Source organism: Massilia frigida (genome assembly GCF_011682175.1).
Taxonomy (GTDB): Bacteria; Pseudomonadota; Gammaproteobacteria; order Burkholderiales; family Burkholderiaceae_D; genus Telluria_A; species Telluria_A frigida.
Genome location: NZ_WHJG01000003.1, coordinates 41387 through 58774, shown reverse-complemented (window position 1 = coordinate 58774; position 17388 = coordinate 41387). Strand labels below are relative to the sequence as shown.

At 65.0% G+C, this 17388-nt stretch carries 15 protein-coding genes; 6 read left to right on the top strand and 9 right to left on the bottom strand.

The annotated features are described in order from the left end of the window. Positions 1 to 27 precede the first annotated feature (27 nt). From F2P44_RS04200 to F2P44_RS04185, 4 genes are all read right to left on the bottom strand, one after another. Positions 28 to 1101 carry an expansin EXLX1 family cellulose-binding protein gene (locus tag F2P44_RS04200; RefSeq protein ID WP_167085331.1) on the bottom strand — a complete coding sequence of 358 codons (1074 nt, stop codon included), beginning with the start codon at positions 1099 to 1101 and terminating at the stop codon, positions 28 to 30. A 212-nt stretch (positions 1102 to 1313) separates the two neighbouring features. Beyond that, positions 1314 to 1862: a hypothetical protein gene (locus tag F2P44_RS04195; protein ID WP_167085329.1), complete on the bottom strand. Its 549-nt coding sequence runs from the start codon at positions 1860 to 1862 to the stop codon at positions 1314 to 1316. Positions 1863 to 1957: 95 nt separating this feature from the next. Beyond that, positions 1958 to 2878, bottom strand: a complete 921-nt coding sequence (gene ylqF / locus F2P44_RS04190) for a ribosome biogenesis GTPase YlqF (RefSeq protein ID WP_229423389.1) — start codon at positions 2876 to 2878, stop codon at positions 1958 to 1960. A gap of 82 nt (positions 2879 to 2960) precedes the next feature. Beyond that, on the bottom strand, positions 2961 to 3893 hold the full coding sequence (locus F2P44_RS04185; RefSeq protein WP_167085326.1) for a histone deacetylase family protein: 933 nt from the start codon (positions 3891 to 3893) through the stop codon (positions 2961 to 2963). Between the two features lie 175 nt (positions 3894 to 4068). Between F2P44_RS04185 and F2P44_RS04180 the strand changes: the two genes are divergently transcribed. The 5 genes from F2P44_RS04180 (at position 4069) to F2P44_RS04160 (ending at position 10002) form a co-directional block, all read left to right on the top strand. Next, positions 4069 to 4989 carry an AAA family ATPase gene (locus tag F2P44_RS04180; protein WP_167085324.1) on the top strand — a complete coding sequence of 307 codons (921 nt, stop codon included), beginning with the start codon at positions 4069 to 4071 and terminating at the stop codon, positions 4987 to 4989. Between the two features lie 4 nt (positions 4990 to 4993). Continuing rightward, positions 4994 to 6001: a DUF58 domain-containing protein gene (locus F2P44_RS04175; protein ID WP_167085322.1), complete on the top strand. Its 1008-nt coding sequence runs from the start codon at positions 4994 to 4996 to the stop codon at positions 5999 to 6001. Then, the gene (locus F2P44_RS04170) at positions 5998 to 8025 is read left to right on the top strand and encodes a transglutaminase TgpA family protein (RefSeq protein WP_167085320.1); all 2028 of its coding nucleotides are present in this window, start codon (positions 5998 to 6000) and stop codon (positions 8023 to 8025) included. The genes F2P44_RS04175 and F2P44_RS04170 overlap by 4 nt, the downstream gene beginning before the upstream one ends. After that, entirely contained in the window at positions 8025 to 9206 is a 1182-nt protein-coding gene (mltB, locus tag F2P44_RS04165) for a lytic murein transglycosylase B (RefSeq protein ID WP_167085318.1), read from the top strand. The genes F2P44_RS04170 and mltB overlap by 1 nt, the downstream gene beginning before the upstream one ends. Before the next feature lie 469 nt (positions 9207 to 9675). Continuing rightward, on the top strand, positions 9676 to 10002 hold the full coding sequence (locus F2P44_RS04160; RefSeq protein WP_054266941.1) for a hypothetical protein: 327 nt from the start codon (positions 9676 to 9678) through the stop codon (positions 10000 to 10002). Between the two features lie 219 nt (positions 10003 to 10221). Here the strand turns inward: F2P44_RS04160 and cysM are convergent, their stop codons facing one another. After that, on the bottom strand, positions 10222 to 11124 hold the full coding sequence (gene cysM / locus F2P44_RS04155; protein ID WP_167085316.1) for a cysteine synthase CysM: 903 nt from the start codon (positions 11122 to 11124) through the stop codon (positions 10222 to 10224). 129 nt (positions 11125 to 11253) lie between these two features. Here cysM and F2P44_RS04150 point away from each other — a divergent pair, with 129 nt between their 5' ends. Next, on the top strand, positions 11254 to 12993 hold the full coding sequence (locus F2P44_RS04150; RefSeq protein ID WP_167085314.1) for an FAD-dependent oxidoreductase: 1740 nt from the start codon (positions 11254 to 11256) through the stop codon (positions 12991 to 12993). A gap of 165 nt (positions 12994 to 13158) precedes the next feature. On the opposite strand, the gene F2P44_RS04145 is transcribed toward F2P44_RS04150, so the two are convergent. The 4 genes from F2P44_RS04145 to lapB form a co-directional block, all read right to left on the bottom strand. Further along, the gene (locus tag F2P44_RS04145; RefSeq protein ID WP_167085312.1) at positions 13159 to 14550 is read right to left on the bottom strand and encodes a M20/M25/M40 family metallo-hydrolase; all 1392 of its coding nucleotides are present in this window, start codon (positions 14548 to 14550) and stop codon (positions 13159 to 13161) included. A 167-nt stretch (positions 14551 to 14717) separates the two neighbouring features. Further along, positions 14718 to 15074: a ComEA family DNA-binding protein gene (locus F2P44_RS04140; RefSeq protein WP_167085310.1), complete on the bottom strand. Its 357-nt coding sequence runs from the start codon at positions 15072 to 15074 to the stop codon at positions 14718 to 14720. A 136-nt stretch (positions 15075 to 15210) separates the two neighbouring features. Continuing rightward, complete coding sequence (gene rfaE1 / locus F2P44_RS04135; protein WP_167085308.1) at positions 15211 to 16194, bottom strand: D-glycero-beta-D-manno-heptose-7-phosphate kinase; 984 nt, start codon at positions 16192 to 16194, stop codon at positions 15211 to 15213. A 15-nt stretch (positions 16195 to 16209) separates the two neighbouring features. Beyond that, positions 16210 to 17385, bottom strand: coding sequence for a lipopolysaccharide assembly protein LapB (lapB, locus tag F2P44_RS04130; RefSeq protein WP_167085306.1), 1176 nt, complete (start codon positions 17383 to 17385; stop codon positions 16210 to 16212). Positions 17386 to 17388 lie beyond the last annotated feature (3 nt).

Genomic DNA, 17388 nt, shown 5'->3' with positions numbered 1-17388 from the left:
CAGCGCCACCGGTTTGACCAGGCCTCGTCAGAACTGGTTGCTGCCCTTGACGACCAGGCCGCCCTGGGGCTCGGGCAACGTTTGCAGCAGGGTGGCGCCACCCAGACCTGTGATGCGAACCTGCATCGGACCTGCCGCAATCGGGCTCGGATACACGAAGTAATTGTATTCTTCGCGCTTGACGGCGATCCAGTTGGTGCTGCCGTTCGGGCGGATCTCGAGTTTGGTGATCGGCAGGCGGTGGTTGAGCACCTGGATGCCCTGCCAGTAGATGGTGCTGCCTTCCTTGAAGCGGTAGCTGACCGTCCCCGTCGTCTCGCCGGCGACCACATACCAGCTGATCGGCACCCTGCCCGCCGACTTCTCGGCCACCTTGACGAAAGCCTGCTCGCTCAGGTCAACGTCACCCGGTTTGCATTCCGGGCAGCGGTCGGTGATGCGCACCGTGACCTTGCCTTTGGGACCGGTGACGGCGATGTACTCGCCGCACGCCCCGCTGTTGGCGTAATCCGTCTGGTTCATCGCGGCCACCATCAGGTTGCCGGGACTGGCGTCGTAGCTGCAATTGCCCTCGCCCGTTGCGCCGTAAAAGGTGCCTTCGCCTTTGTAGACTGGGGAGAGCGCGCCTGTCGGCGTTGGCGTTGGTGTCGGAGTAGGCGTCGGTGTCGGTGTTGGTGTTGGCGTCGGTGTCGGTGTTGGTGTCGGTGTTGGCGTCGGAGTAGGAGTCGGTGTTGGCGTCGGAGTAGGAGTTGGCGTCGGCGTGACGGCATCCGTCGCGCAAAAGCCGATCGACTCCATCGTCGACTTGCCCTGGATGATCTTGTTCCAATCGAGCCCGCCGGTGAAAACGATGGCGCCGCCGGACTGCTGGCCGACCGCGTTCCATAGCGACGTCACCGTGCCCCGTATCGGGAGCGAACCGCTCCACTGGACCGCCTGCGCATTCGGATTGGACACCTTGACGATGGCGCAGTACCCGCCCACCCACGGATTGTTGACGACATACGTCAGCGACACTGGCATTGCAGCCTGTGCCGAGGTGGCAAACAGGCCGGCGACGATGGTTTGACAGACGACGGTGGAACGCAGCATGAATCGCATTCGGACTCCATTTCGGTTGAAGTAATCGGTGTGCGCCAGAGCTGGGCGCAGGCAAGCGACACATTCGCCAACCGAGAGACCGATGTTCGGATATCCGCTCAGTCAACCCTCGGCCGCCTCTGAAATCCTTTGCACGATGCTTTCATTAAGCGCCATAGTTGAACAGATGTCAATGCAATGCGGGAAGCGCCGCATGCCGGCGCACGCCTTGTTCAGCGGTTCTGGACGGCATCGAAGCGCGCAAACAGGTCTTCCAGGATAGCATCCTGGTCCATTTTGGCGCCGGATATCGGCCGGATGCCCGGCGTCATGAAGCTGAACATTTTGTGTTTCCCGACCATGCTGATGTTGCCGCCCACCGTGGTCAGGCAGAACGCCCGCCGCAAACTGCGTCCAGCCTGTTTGACCGCCACGTCGGGATTCACGTAAAAGACGATATTGAGGAAACTGCCGAAAACATTCGGAAATGGATTGATGGTTGTAATTTTTTCCATGTCCGAGAACGCCACGGACAAGCCATCGGCAAAGCGGACGCCCTCGTCGCTCACCGTCATCGTGGCGTGCCTGCCATTCATGGCAAATTGAAGCACGCCCATCACGGCGGCCCACCCGCCCAGCAGGAGCCCGGCGATGAAAAAGCCCGTCTTGCCTTCCCTGAATGCTGCCACACTGAGCGCCAGGACGATGGCACTGACTGGAATACACGCCCAGGCAAATCGTTTGCCTTCGGTATAGGTGATCGGGGGACGCGCTACGTTCATGGAGGACTCCAGGCAAATGAACGGAAAGTATAGCATGTTGACGAATATGCAATATTCGTCAACATGCGCTCCCGCTCATCGGGAGATGGCGGCGCTCAGGTACCGCGCTTGCCGCGCGCCGAATTCGCCGCTTTTTCGGCTGCAATCGCTGCCGCCTTGGCGGCCTTGGCGGCCATCTCGGCCTCATGCTGGGCCAGGCGCACGGCGCGCGTTTCCGGCGTTTCGAGGCTGATGCGACCGAGCGCGCCGGTGCGGTAATCCTGCAGGAAGATGTGCGAGGCCTTTTCGAAATCGAGGTCGCCGCCCTTCTGGCGGTAGCCGCGCCGCGCCGCCACGCCTTCGACCACGGCGATGCCGTCCATGCCCTCGGTCTTGAAGCCGTAGCGCGCCGTCAGCAGCGCCGGATAGCGCACCAGCAGTTCGTCGGCCAGGAACACGGCCACTTCATCTTCGATCAGCGCGTTCGAGCCGATGGCGTGGCTGGCGGCCAGCATCAGGCCATCGCTGGCCAGCGCGATCTTCGGCCACAGCATGCCGGGGGTATCGACCAGGATCGTGTTCTTGCCGAGGTAAAGCTTTTGCTGCATCTTGGTGACGGCCGGCTCGTCGCCCACCTTCGCCACTTTTTTCTTGAGCAGCGCGTTCATCAGGGTCGATTTGCCGACGTTGGGAATCCCCATGATCATGATGCGCAGCGGCTTGGTCGGTACGCCCCGGTGCGGCGCCAGCGACTGGCACAGGTCGGGAATCCGGGCCACCTCGCCCGGCTTCTTGGTGGTCATCGCGTAGGCGGTCACGCCTTCCTGCGCGTTGTAGTAGGCGCTCCAGGCGGCGGTGGCGGCCGGGTCGGCCAGGTCGACCTTGTTGAGGATCTTGAGGCAGGGGCGCTGGCGGAACAGGCGCAGCTCTTCGACCATCGGGTTGCAGCTCGCCTCGGGCAGGCGCGCATCGAGCACCTCGATCACCAGATCGGTGTTCTCCATCTGTTCGGCCGCCTTCTTGCGGGCGGCGTTCATGTGGCCCGGGTACCATTGTATCGACATGCTGTGCTTTCGGAATTCTCGTATAAGGCGCTATTTTACCCGCCCCCGGAAAACACTACTCCAGATCGGCCAGCACCTTGACGTGCGCCACCACGCTGCGGCCCAGGGCCGACAGGTTGTAGCCGCCTTCGAGGCAGCTGACGATGCGTCCGCGCGCGTACAGGCGCGCCACCGTCATCACCTGGCGCGTGATCCAGGCGTAATCGGCTTCCACCAGGCCCATGCCGCCCACATCGTCTTCGCGGTGGGCGTCGAAACCGGCCGAGATGAAGATCATTTCCGGCTTGAAGTCGTGCAGCGCCGGCAGCCAGTGTTCGGTGATCAGCTGGCGTACCACGTCGCCCCCGCTGCGCGCCGGTACCGGAATATTGATCATGGTGGCGGTGCGCGGCTCCGGTTCGGTGTACGGATAAAACGGATGCTGGTAGAAGCTGGCCATCAGCACGCGCGGGTCGTCCCGGAACGAGGCGGCGGTGCCATTGCCGTGATGGACGTCGAAGTCGATGATCGCCACCCGTTCCAGGCCATGCGAATCGAGCGCGTGGCGCGCCGCGATGGCCACATTGTTAAACAGGCAGAAGCCCATCGGCTCGGTCGGCATGGCGTGGTGGCCGGGCGGGCGGACCGCGCAGAAGGCGTTGGCTATGCTGCCGGCAATGACCGCGTCGGTGGCGGCCAGCGCGGCGCCGGCGGCGCGCAGCGCGGCCTGGTAGCTGTACGAACACAGCGAGGTGTCGCCATCGAGCGGATAGGTGTCGCCCTCGGCCGTGGGCGTATTGTCGCGCACCAGGGCAATGGCTTCCGGCGTGTGATTGCGGCCGATCGCGGGAATTTCGGCCAGCGGTGCCTCGCGCCGTTCCAGCAGGCCATCGAGGCGGGCCGAAATCAACTGGTCTTCGATCGCCTGCAGGCGCGCCGGGGATTCCGGATGCCATTCGCCCATGTCGTGGCGGCGGCAGTCGGGGTGGCTGTAGATTGCTGTGCTCATGTGCGTCATTTCAATAGCGGTGTCATCAATGTTGCACCGGACATGCCGTTCTCGCATAGAATCCTGAGAACGGGTCGTGATGACGGAATAGTCGGTGCCGATGGCGCTAATCTACCATGCCGTGCCCCACGCGGGTGCGCGCGACCACCCACAGCACACTGTAAAGATAACCACCATGTTCAAAAAGATGCACGCCGTCGCCCGCCAGGTCAGCCAGATTGTCGTCGGCAAGGACCTGCAAGTGCGCCAGGCGCTCACCTGCCTGCTGGCCAACGGCCACCTGCTGATCGAAGACGTGCCCGGCGTCGGCAAGACCACCCTGGCCCACGCGCTGGCCATTTCGCTGGGCCTGAAATTCAACCGCGTGCAGTTCACCAGCGACCTGCTGCCGGCCGACGTGGCCGGCATCTCGGTGTACGAACGCGAAAAGAATGGTTTCGTGTTCCATCCCGGCCCGATCTTCACGCAAGTGCTGCTGGCCGATGAAATCAACCGCGCCACGCCGAAAACCCAATCCGGCCTGCTGGAAGCGATGGAAGAGCGCCAGGTGACCGCCGACGGTGCCACGCGCGCCCTGCCCTCGCCATTTTTTGTCATCGCGACCCAGAATCCGCTGCACCAGGTGGGCACCTTCGCCCTGCCGGAATCGCAGCTGGACCGCTTTCTGATGTGCCTGTCGCTGGGCTACCCGGACGCCGCCGCCGAACGCGCGCTGCTGATGGGGGACGACCGCCGCAGCATGCTCAAGACGCTGCCGGCGGCCATGCAGCCGGCCGAACTGACGGTGGCGCAGAAAGCGCTGCGCGAGATCCACGCCTCGGCCTCGCTGATCGATTACGTGCAGGCGCTGGCGCAAGCGTCGCGCCAGAACGGCATGTTCGCCGAGGGCTTGTCGCCGCGCGCCTCGATCGCGCTGCTGCAAGCCGCGCGCGCCTGGGCCGCCATGGAAGGACGCGACCATGTGGTGCCGGAAGATATCCAGGCGGTGCTGGTGCCGGTTTGCGCGCACCGCCTGCGTCCTCTGAAGTCGGCGCACGGGGTGGCGCTGGCCAGCCGCGACCTGGTCCTGCAGCTGCAGAAATCCGTACCGGTGTGAGGCAATGGCTGCCTCCCTGAACCGCTTCATTCCCGCCGCGGTGCGCGCCAAGGCCGACACCTGGCTGTTCCAGAAGCGCGGCGTCGACCCCGGCGAAACCTTGCTGACCCAGCGCCGCGTGTTCATCCTGCCTTCCGGTGCCGGCATGGGATTTGCCGCGCTGATCCTGATCCTGCTGATCGGCTCGATCAACTATTCGCTCGGCCTGGGTTTCGCGCTGACCTTCACCATGGGCACCTGCGCCATGGTCGACATCTACATGACCTATAAAAACCTGGCGCACCTGCACCTGCGCCCGGGCCGCGCGCAGCCGGTGTTCGCGGGCGAAGTGGCGCAGTTCGAACTGCACCTGGTCAACCGCACCAAACTGGACCGCTACGCGCTGTGGGTCGACTTCATGGAGGCCGGCGATGCGCGCCACGTGACCGACGTGGCGGCTGGCGCGAGCAGCGCCGTGCTGCTGTCGGCGCCGAGCACGGAACGCGGCTGGCTGGCCGCGCCGCGCATCCGCCTGACCACGCGTTTTCCGCTCGGCCTGTTGCGCGCGTGGAGCTATTGGCAGCCGGACCTGAACGCGCTGGTGTATCCCTTCCCCGAGGAAAACGCGCCGCCGCTGCCGATATCGGGCGTCGAGAGCGCCGACGGCCATGGCCACGCCGGCCACGACGACTTTGCCGGCATCCGCAGCTACCAGCCGGGCGACTCGCCGCGCCACATGGCCTGGCGCCAGATCGCGCGGCTCGACCCGGCCGACGGCGGCCAACTGGTGACCAAGCATTTCGAGGGCGGCGCGGTGGACGAACTGGTGCTCGACTTTAACGCCATGCCCGCCATCATGAACCTCGAACTGCGCCTGTCGCGCATGACGCGCTGGGTGCTCGACGCCGAACAGCGCGCCCTGCCCTACGCCTTTCGCATCGGCGCCACCGACTTCGAGGCGGCGCTCGGCGAAGCGCACCAGGCGGCCTGCCTGCGCGCACTGGCGCTGCATGGCCTGAAGCAGGCGCCATGAGCGGCGCCAGCGTCGGCGCACCGCGCGCCAGCCTGGCGCGCCTGGCCGCCCAACTACCGCGCGACAAGGCCGACACCCTGCTGCTGCTGGGCGCGGCCCTGATGGTGCTGGCGCCCCACGCCGGGCACCTGCCGCTGTGGGTCTCGAGCCTGTGCGCCCTGACCCTGCTGTGGCGTACCCTGGCCACCGTGCGCGGCACCCGCATGCCATCGGCCTACCTGCTGCTGCCGCTATCGATGGCGGCCATGGCGGGCGTGTTCATGAGCTACCGCACCCTGTTCGGCCGCGATGCCGGGGTGGCCATGCTGGTGCTGCTGGTCGCTTTCAAGATGCTGGAAATGCACGCCAAACGCGACCTGTTCGTGGTGGTCTTCCTGTCGCTGTTCCTGGTGCTGACCAATTTCTTTTATTCGCAGAGCATCCTGACGGCGCTGATGATGGTGGCCTCGGTCATCGCGCTGCTGACCGCCCAGCTATCGTTCCAGTTTACCGGCAGCGTGCCGCCGCTGGGCCGGCGCCTGTGGATGGGCGCGCGCGTGTTCCTGCTGGCCGCGCCGCTGGCACTGATGCTGTTCTTCCTGTTCCCGCGCATCCAGGGGCCGCTGTGGGGCATGCCGAGCGACGCCCAGGGCGGGCGCACCGGACTGTCGAACAGCATGGCGCCGGGGAATCTGTCGAACCTGGCGCAGTCGGACGACCCGGTGTTCCAGGTGCGCTTTCTCGATCCGGTGCCGCCCAAGCCGCAACTGTACTGGCGCGGCGTGGTGATGGGCGACTTCGACGGCCGCACCTGGACCCCGCTGCGGCGGCGTGGCCGGCGCTTCCCCGACCAGGTGTCGCTGACCGTGCGCGGGGAAGCCGTGCGCTACGAACTGACCCTGGAACCGTCGTCGAACAACTGGCTGTTCGCACTCGACCTGCCGGACCGCTTGCCTGTCCTGAGCGAGAATGCGGCCGCCGTGTCGAGCGAGATGGAACTGACGTCCAGCCTGCCAACGAGCAAGCGCGTGCGCTACGAGCTGTCGTCGCACACGGATTACGGCCTTGACGATGGCGCCGAACTGAAAGACCGCGCACGCTGGCTGGCCCTGCCGGACGGCTTCAATCCGCGGGCGCTCGAGACCGGCGCGCAGATCGCGCAGATGAGCGCCGATCCGGCCGCGCGCGCCAATGCGGTGCTGGGCATGTTCACCAGGCTGCCGTTCTCGTACACGCTGCAGCCGCCCCTGCTGGGACGCGACTCGGTCGACGAATTCCTGTTCAAGACGCGCGCCGGCTTTTGCGAGCACTTCGCCAGCGCGTTCGTGGTCTTGATGCGCGCGGCCGAGGTGCCGGCGCGCGTGGTGATCGGCTACCAGGGCGGCGAACTCAATCCCATCGACGGCTTCCTGATGGTGCGCCAGTCGGAAGCGCATGCCTGGGCGGAAATCTGGATCGCCGGGCGCGGCTGGATCCGGGTCGACCCGACCGCCGCGGTGGCGCCGGAACGGGTGCAGCGTGGCCTGTCGAGCGCGCTGGCGCAGAATACCCCGGCCTTCGCCGGCCTGGGCGGCCTGCTCGATTTCGGCGGCGAGCGCAATGCGCTGTTCGAACAGCTGCGCTTTCGCATCGGGGCGATCAACACGGGCTGGAACCAGTGGATCCTGAACTACACCCCGGAACGCCAGAGCGGGTTCCTGGAAAGCCTCAAGCTCAGCCTGATGCACTGGCGCAGCCTCGCCATCCTGGCCGCGCTCGGCGCCGTGTTGCTGCTGTGGCGCGCGGTACGCCAGCGGCGCGAGACAGACCCGGTCGATGCGCTATACTCGGCCCTGGGTCGACGGATGAGCCAGCTTGGCATGGCGCGCGCCGCCGACGAGGGCCCGAACGCGTACGCGGCGCGGCTCGCGCACGGCACGCTGGGGCAAGACAAGCTGGCGGCCATCGACCGCTTCCTGGCGCTCTACAGCGCCCATAAATACAGTGCCCGGCCACCCGCTCCCGGGCTGGCTTCCACCTTGAAAAGTTTGCTGAACAACATTTAATGAAACTGATATCTCTCTTGCTGGCACTGGCTGTGTCGGCAAGTCCCCTGAGCCAGGCGGCGCCTGCCAAGAAACCCGGCAAGAAAAGCGCGCATAGCCGCGCCAAGGCGGGGGCCAAGGCGGGGGCCAGGGCCGCAGCGCGCACGGCGGCGCCGCTCGTGGCCGCGCCCGCTGCGGCCGCAGCCCTGGCCGGCGACGCCATCGTGTTCAGCGAGTCGGAGGCGGTCATTGCTTTCGCCGACGAGCTGGCCTTGCGGCACGGCTTTCCGCGCGCCGAGCTGGGTGCGCTGATCGGCCAGATCCGCTATATCGATGCGGCGGTCCAGCTGGTCAAACCGGCGCCCAAGGGCAAGCCCAAGAACTGGCAAAACTATAGCCGGGTGACCATCGAACCGATCCGCATCCGGGCTGGCGTGGCGTTCTGGAACCAGCACGCCGCCGTACTGGCGCGCGCCCAGGCCGAATACGGCGTGCCGGCCGAGGTTATCGTCGGCATCATCGGCGTGGAAACGATTTATGGGAAGAATACGGGGCGCTTCCGCGTGCTGGACGTGCTCACGACGCTCGCCTTCGCCTATCCCGAGGCGCCCAACCAGGCGGCGCGCATGGCGTTCTTCCGGGGCGAACTGGAAAACGCGCTGCTGCTGGCGCGCAAGTCGAATATCGACCCGCTGTCCATGCTCGGCTCCTTCGCCGGCGCCATCGGCATGCCGCAGTTCATGCCGGGCAGCGTGCTGGCCTACGGGGTCGACTACGACAACGATGGCAATATCGACTTGCGCAACTCGGCGGTCGATGTGATCGGCAGCGTGGCCAGTTTCCTGGTGCAGCACGGCTGGCAGCCCAAACAGGGCGGCCCGATCGTCTATCCGGCGCGCGTGTCCGACGACCGGGTGTGGGAAAGCTTCCTCAACCAGGGCCTGGCGGCCAAGTTCCGGGGCGACGAATTGCGCGCCGGCGGCGTGAGCAGCAGCGCCGCCCTGCCCGCCAGCCAGCGCTACGGCTTGATCGACCTGCCCAACGGCAGCGAGCCGACCGAGTACCGCATCGCCACCGATAATTTTTTCGCTATCACGCAATACAACCGCTCTTACTTCTACGCCATGTCGGTCATCGAACTGGGGCGCGCCATCCGCCTGGCCCGGTCGGGACAGCCTCTTGCCTCCGGGGAAACTTTGTAAAGGAATGTCACGCGCAGGGCCGGTTTTTGGCGCGCAAAGCGCGCCTTGTCCGGCTCATGCGGCTGCGGCGCATGCGCACGCATATTCATTCGTGCCCCATAGAAACCCCTCTTGCGTTAATATACTCAGAAACATGTTGCTAATAAGCCAGTTCTGTTTAGAATTGTGCGGCGGAGGCATCTAAATTGTCTTACACTTAAGTTTTCTTGGAAAACAATTAGCTTTTCAGTGATTTTGTGAGAGAATTGCAATGCGGCTATGTTGCGATCAGACAACACAACCGACATCATTTTGTAATCTGTTATTGCTTATCGGTATTAGATTACAAAACGTTGTACAATTGTGTATATTTTTTAAAAAGTGTTACCCAAGATAAATTCGCAAGCGCACTTCGACGGTGGTTGACCAGCAGCGAGAGCTCCGCGTGTTTGACTTAGCAGCACCACTCACAATAGGAATTATTGACATCATGACAAACCAAGTCGGCATTGATATGAACAGCGATTCGGACTCCGATGATCTGCTGCAATACAACCCAAATCGTTTATTGGACACGCTGATCGAAAATCTGCGTCTCAAGAACGATGCAGCCCTGTCGCGCGCGCTGGAAGTGGCGCCGCCAGTGATCTCGAAGATCCGTCACCACCGCCTGCCGGTCGGCGCCTCCCTGCTGATCCGCATGCACGAAGTAAGCGACCTGTCGATCCGCGACCTGCGCTACTTGATGGGCGACCGCCGCAACAAGTTCCGCATCAGCGACAAGCAGTTCAAGCCAAAAGAAGGCGATCCAGCGTAATAGCGGGATTGGTCGGGCCGCGCAGGCCGGGCCGCGCAGGCCGGGCCGCGCAGGCCGGGCCGCGCAGGCCAGGCCGGAAAAGCCCGTGCATTGCCCTGTGGGGGGCGGCGCGCGGGAAGCATGCAAAAACGCCTTCCACCATGAACGGGTCCTCGACTCGTTCGCGGTGGAAGGCGTTTGTTTTTTTGTGCGGGCCACCGTGCAGGCCCGCGCCGCCGCTTATGCGGGGAATACGCCGGTCGACAGGTAACGGTCGCCGCGGTCGCACACGATGAACACGATGGTGGCATTTTCCACCGTTTGTGAAATGCGCAGGGCGATCTCGCAGGCGCCGGCGGCCGAGATGCCGCAAAAGATGCCTTCTTCGGCCGCCATGCGGCGCGCCATCTGCTCGGCCGCGGCCTGGCTCACGTTCTCGACCTGGTCGACCCTGGCCTTGTCGAAGATCTTGGGCAGGTAGGCTTCGGGCCACTTGCGAATGCCCGGGATCTGCGAGCCTTCTTCCGGCTGGGCGCCGATGATCTGCACCGCCGGGTTTTGCTCCTTGAGGTACTGCGACACGCCCATGATGGTGCCGGTGGTGCCCATGGCGCTGACAAAGTGGGTGACGCCGCCCTTGGTATCGCGCCAGATCTCGGGACCGGTCGATTCGTAGTGGGCGCGCGGATTGTCGGCGTTGCCGAACTGGTCGAGGATGATGCCCTTGCCGTCGCGCTGCAACTGCTCGGCCATGTCGCGCGCGTATTCCATGCCGCCCGTCTTGGGCGTGAGGATGATCTGGGCGCCGTATGCCGCCATGCTCTGGCGCCGCTCGATCGACAGGTATTCGGGCATTAGCAGCAGCATCTTGTAGCCGCGGATCGCCGCCGCCATCGCCAGCGCGATGCCGGTGTTGCCGCTGGTCGCTTCGATCAGGGTGTCGCCCGGCTTGATCTGGCCGCGTTCTTCGGCGCGGCGCAGCATCGACATGGCGGCGCGGTCCTTGACCGACCCGGCCGGATTATCGCCTTCCATCTTGCCGAGGATGATATTGTTACGCGCGGCCGCATCGGCGCCCGGCAGGCGCACCAGGCGTACCAGCGGGGTGTTGCCGATCGTGTCTTCGATGGTCATGTAAGGCATGGGCTACTCTTTGCAGTTCAACAAAACACCATTCTAATCCACGATGCGCTTGTCCGTTTGAGACAGGCTGGCTTGCGGCCAGCTTGCTGCTAGACTGACAGCTGTTTCCCCTACCAGAGCCGATCTCCCATGAGCACCCTGCCCGCCCCCGACTTCTTTCCCGACAACAGCATCAACGAGCGCGTCCAGAGTTCGATGAGCAAATACGAATCGCGCCGCGACCAGATGTTCCCGGTGCTGACAGAAGCCGAAATTGCGCGCCTGCGCCGCTTTGGCAGCGAGGGACACTGGCACGACGGCGAAGCCATTTTCGTGGCCGGCGCCGCCAATCCCGGCATGATGATCGTGCTGGCGGGCGAAGTGCGCATCAGCCAGCGCGACGGCATGGGCAACAGCCACAAGATCGTCGACCACGCTCACGGCCACTTCACGGCGGACGTCGGCCAGCTGTCGGGCAGCCCGGCGCTGGTCAGCGCGCATGCGGTCGGCGAGGTGGACGCGCTGATCATCACACCGGAAGCGCTGCGCGCACTGGTGGTGGCCGAAGCCGAGCTGGGCGAACGCATCATGCGCGCCCTGATCCTGCGCCGGGTGGGCCTGATTGAAGCGGGCAGCAGCGCGCCGGTGCTGGTCGGCCCGCCCGGCGGCGCCGATCTGTTCCGCCTGCAAACCTTTTTGACCAGCAACGGCCATCCGCACATGGTGCTCGATCCGGCCACCAGCCCGAACGCCGAAGCGCTGATCCGCATGTACCAGCCCGGTCCGCACGAACTGCCGCTGGTGGTGTGCCCGGACGGGGTGGTGAAGAAAAATCCCAGCCTGGCCGAGCTGGGATATTGCCTCGGCCTGCTGCCCGACCTGGCCCCGGACAAGGTGTACGACGTGCTGGTGGTCGGCGCCGGGCCGTCCGGGCTGGCGACGGCGGTGTATGCGGCCTCGGAAGGCTTGTCGGTGCTGGTGCTGGAAAACCGCGCCTTCGGCGGCCAGGCCGGCGCCAGCGCGCGCATCGAAAACTACCTGGGTTTCCCGACCGGGATTTCGGGGCGGGCGCTGGCGGGGCGCGCTTTCGTGCAATCGCAAAAATTCGGCGCCCAAGTGGCGATTCCGGCGGTGGCCGAGAAACTGCTGTGCGACCAGTATCCGCTGCGCCTGTCGCTGGCCGGCGGCGGCCAGGTACAGGCGCGCGCGGTGGTGCTGGCCTGCGGGGCGCGCTACCGCAAGCCGGACCTGGCCGACTTGGCCACCTATGAAGGCTGCGGGGTGTATTACTGGGCCTCGCCGCTGGAAGGACGCCAGTGCCAGGGCGACGAGGTAGTGCTGGTCGGCGGCGGCAATTCGGCCGGGCAGGCGGCCGTGTTTTTGTCGGGGCATGCGAAGACGGTGCACATGCTGATCCGCGGGGCGGGACTGGCGGCGAGCATGTCGAGTTATCTGATCGAGCGGATTGCGGCCACGCCGAATATCGTGCTGCACACGCATACCAAATTGACCGGGCTGGAAGGCGATGGGCAACGGCTGACGGGCGTGCGCTGGCAGCATCGCGACGAGGAGGAAGAAAGCCACGCGGTGCGCAGCGTGTTTTTGTTCGTGGGGGCCGATCCGAATTCGGGCTGGCTGGAGGACTGCGGCGTGCAGGTCGACCAGCACGGGTTCGTAATGACGGGGACCGATGTGATGATGGCGCGCTGCCGGGTGACCGGCCAGATGCTCAATACCGATGGGACGCTGCACGGGCATCTGGAGACCACGGTGCCGGGGGTGTTTGCGATTGGCGATGTGCGGGCGGGGTCGACCAAGCGGGTGGCTGCGGCCGTGGGCGAAGGCGCGGCGGTGGTGGCGCAGTTGCATGCGTACTTGGCGGTGAAGTAGCGCTCCTCGTCGTTGCCAACACCACCTCAGTCGTTCGCGCCGCCATCTCTGTCGTACCCGCCCCTACCCTCGTCGTTCCCGCCGAGTGCTGCCTTGGCGCGGGAAGTCGGTTCTGGCAATGCCAGAGACGACGGAGTTAAGTGTCGCGAATCCGCCGAGTGCGTACTAGCGCAGCGGCGTCGGATACGTCGCCACGCTCACATTGCCATCCTTGTCCACCGCCTGCACGCCGAAGAAGTAGTTATCCTTCGACAGTTTCACCGTCGCCTCGGTCACATTCCCCACATACAAAGCCCCCTGCCACTGCGCGGCGGTGGTCTCGCGCCAGACGATGCGGTAGCCTGCCAGATCCGGCTCGCCGTTGGCCTGCCACACCAACGACGAATCGTTCTCCAGCTTCGCGGTGCGCATCTGCACCTTCTGCGGCGCGGCGGGTGCCAGCGACAGTGTCGCCAGCGCCGCCGCGTTCACCCGCGCCACGCGCGCGATGTAGTTGTAGTCATTGAACTCGGGCAGGTCGCCATACTGCAGCGCGCCTTCCTTGCGCACGTTCTGGTGCTGGTGCGTGAAGTCTTCGTTCGGCTCCGTGAAGCGCAGCGCCGGATAACCGCGCTCCAGGAACGGCATATGGTCGCCGCCACGCAGATAACGGTCGCGCCGCTGGATCACATTCACCGTAAAGCCAGGCACGTAGCGCTCCCCCGCTTCCTTCACATGGCGCGCCAGCTGGCGCGAGGTCGAATCGTTCTCGCCGCCGGTCGCCAGCAAGGCGCGGCTGGTTTCGCTGTTCTCCTTCGTCGCCGGAATCGATTCGGCGAACAGGCGCACCTGCTTGTCGTCCACGCGGCCGTCATCGGCGCGCGAGCTGCCGATGATATCGTTGGTGAACATACCCTGCAGATTCAGGTTCTTCAGCCTTGCCTGTTCGGCCCAATGCGCGGCGCCCAGCAAGCCCTGCTCCTCGGCGGCCACCGTCATGAAGACCAGGGTCGCGTCGAACTGGTGGCGCGCCATCACGCACGCCATTTCCATCACGGCCGCGGTGCCGGAAGCGTCGTCATTGGAGCCGGGCGAATCGCCCGTGGCATCCATGATCTCGGTATTGCGCGAGTCGTAATGGCCGCTGACGACATAGATGCGCTCTTTGGATGCCGCCTGCGTGCCGGGCAGGGTCGCCACCACGTTGACGATTTCGGTCGGGCGCGAGATGCGCGCCGATATTGGCGTGATGTGGCTGTCGAAACTCACTTGCAGGCGTCCCCCGGCGGCCGCACCGCAGCGTTCCAGTTCGGCCTTGATCCAGCGCCGCGCGGCGCCGATGCCGGCCGTGTCGGACACGGTGTCGGACATGGTGTGGCGCGTCTTGAAGCCCACCAGCTTGCGCACATGCGCCTCGATGCGCTGCGGCGAAATGTCGCCGACGATCTTGTCGATCTGCGCCTGGTGGCGCATCACGTCGGGGCCGGCGGGAGCGGCGTCGGTGTCGGCGCATGCGCCCGCAATGGCGGCGGCGATCAGGACAGCCAGCAGGGATTTGGTGAGCGGAACAGATGCCATGAGGGGTCCTTTGCGACGGGCGACAGTTGAATGGGCGCCGTTATCTTCTCACGACCCGGCGCGCGCAAGTGCGTCCATACAGCGAAAAAACTTTGCCCGTACCGCGCAGGTACGCATGAAAAAACCCCGCGGCGTAACGGCGGGGTTTTTGGCAAGACGCGCAAGGCTTACATTTTCGCCGGCGCTGGCGCAGGCTTGGCGGCTGGCGCGGGTTTGCCCGCCGCAGCGGGCGGTTTGGCCGCGCCGGCGCCGTCGAACGACTTGCCCGCTACCTGCAGCCCCGCCTGCGACAGCTTGGCGGCGCGCTTGTCACCCACACCCTTGACGCGCTTGGAAAAGTCGGCCCAGTCCTTGAACTCGCCGCCCTTGGTGCGCTCCTCCAGGATCAGCTTGGAGGTGGTAGGCCCGACACCCTTCACACTGTCGAGTGCGGCTGCGTCCGCCTTGTTTACGTCGACTTGGGCAAACGCCATGCTCATCGCGGCCACCAGCGCTGCAACTGCAAGCATCAATTTACGGATCATGTTGTGTCTCCATCAGATTGCAGGGACGCGGTTGCGCCCCCAACAAGCTAACGGACGATGCAGCACAATGTTGACCGCTCCGATTGAGCGCTATCAGAACAGCAAAATGCCAATCGTGTAGGCAGGCTCAGCCTACTTACAGGCCGAACAGTTCCTCGCGCGTCACGGTCGCCGTGCCGAGCTTGCCTACGACAATGCCGCCGGCGCGGTTGGCGGTCATGATGGCGTCGGCCATCGGCATGCCGGCGCCGAGCATCGAGGCCATGGTCGCAATCACCGTATCGCCGGCGCCGGAAACGTCGAACACTTCACGCGCATCGGCGTGCATGTGCAGCACTTCGGTGGCGGTGTACAGACTCATGCCCTCTTCCGAGCGCGTGAGCAGCAGCGCGTCCAGGCGCAGTTCGGCGCGCAGGGCCTGGGCCTTGGCGGTGAGCTGGTCTTCGGACGACCAGCTGCCGACGATGCGGCGGAACTCCGACTTGTTCGGCGTGAGCACGGTGGCGCCGGCGTAGCGCGAAAAATCGTCGCCCTTGGGATCGACCATGACGACCTTGCCGGCCGCGCGGCCCGCCTCGATCATGTGCGCCACGTTCACCAGGCTGCCCTTGTTGTAGTCGGACAGGATCACCACGTCGTAATCGGGCAGCAGCGCGTTGAACTGGGTGAGCTTGTCGCGCAGGACGGTGTCGGTGGGCGCGTCTTCGAAATCGATGCGCAGCAGCTGCTGCTGGCGGCCGATGACGCGCAGCTTGATGATGGTGGAAATGGCGGCGTCGCGCTGCAGGTAGCTGTCGATGCGCGATTCGGCCAGCAGCTGCGCCACCTGCTCGCCCGCTTCGTCGGCGCCGACCACGCCCAACAAGCCACAGCGGGCACCGAGAGCGGCCGCATTGCGCGCCACGTTGGCGGCGCCGCCCAGGCGCTCTTCGCGCTTTTCGATGCGCACGATCGGCACCGGCGCTTCCGGCGAAATGCGGCTCACGTCGCCAAACCAGTAACGGTCCAGCATCACGTCGCCGACGACCAGGATGCGCACCGATGCCAGGTCGGGCACGGCGATGAAGGGATGGCTGTCGGCGCTGAGCAGGCGCGCGGGAGTGGCAGTGAGATTGGTCATCGGTTTCAAATACGCTTAGTTCATGACATTGAGTTCTTCGGTGCGGCGCGGCGGGTAGGTCTCCCAACGGCTGCATCCCGGGCACTGCCAATAGAACTGGCGCGCCTTGAAGCCGCAGTGGCTGCACTGGTAGCGCGCCAGCTTCTGCGTGTAGCCGCGCACCAGGTTCTTCACCATCGACAGCTCGTCCCAGACATCGGCGGGTGCGTCCATCAGGCGCGCTTCGAGCAGCTTGTCGAGGCCGAGCAGGGTTGGGTTGCGGCGCAGTTCCTCAACCATCAGCTGCTTGGCCGCGTCCACGCCATCGAGTTCGATGACGGCCTTGAACACCACTTCGATCAGGTCGATCGAGGATGCTTCGGCCAGGTAGGAACGCAACAGGTTCACGCCTTCCTGCGGGCGGCCGACCTTGCGGTAGCCATCCATCAGGCGCTGCGCGACCAGGGCCACGTGCGGCACGCTTTGCTGCTCGACGCGGCGCCAGGTGACCAGCGCGCCTTCGGCGTCGCCCTTCTCCAGCTGGGCGTCGCCGGTCAGCAGCGTCGCGCGCACGTTCTTGCGGTCCGCGTGCAGGGCCTTGTCGAGCAGCGCCAGGGCGTCATCGGTGTGCATGTGGACCAGCGCATCCTGGGCCAGCTCGCAGTAGAACTGGGCGATTTCCTTCTGGCGCGCACCGGCGCCCGATTCCTGCAGGCCGAGCGCGGCTTCGATGGCGCGCGGCCACTCCTTTTCGCGCTGGTAGATTTCGAGCAGGGCGCGACGGGCCTGGGCGCCGTACGAGGTTTCGAGCAGCAGGTTGAAGGTTTCCTCGGCGCGGTCGAGCAGGCCGGCCTTGAGATAATCCATGCCCAGTTCGTACTGGCCGTGGGCTTTCTCATCGGCCGGCAAATCGGGGCGCGAAAGCAGATTCTGGTGGACGCGGATGGCGCGCTCGATCTCGCCGCGGCGGCGGAACAGGTTGCCCAGGGCGAAGTGCATCTCGACCGTTTCCGGATCGAGCTTGACGATATCGATGAAGGCATCGATGGCCTTGTCGGGCTGCTCGTTGAGCAGGAAATTCAAGCCGCGGAAGTACCCGCGCGGCAAGGTGCGCGATTCGGAGAGCAGCTGCTTGATATCGACGCGCGCGGCGATCCATCCCAGGGCAAAAAACAATGGGATGCCAAGCAACATCCAGATTTCAAATTCCATGCG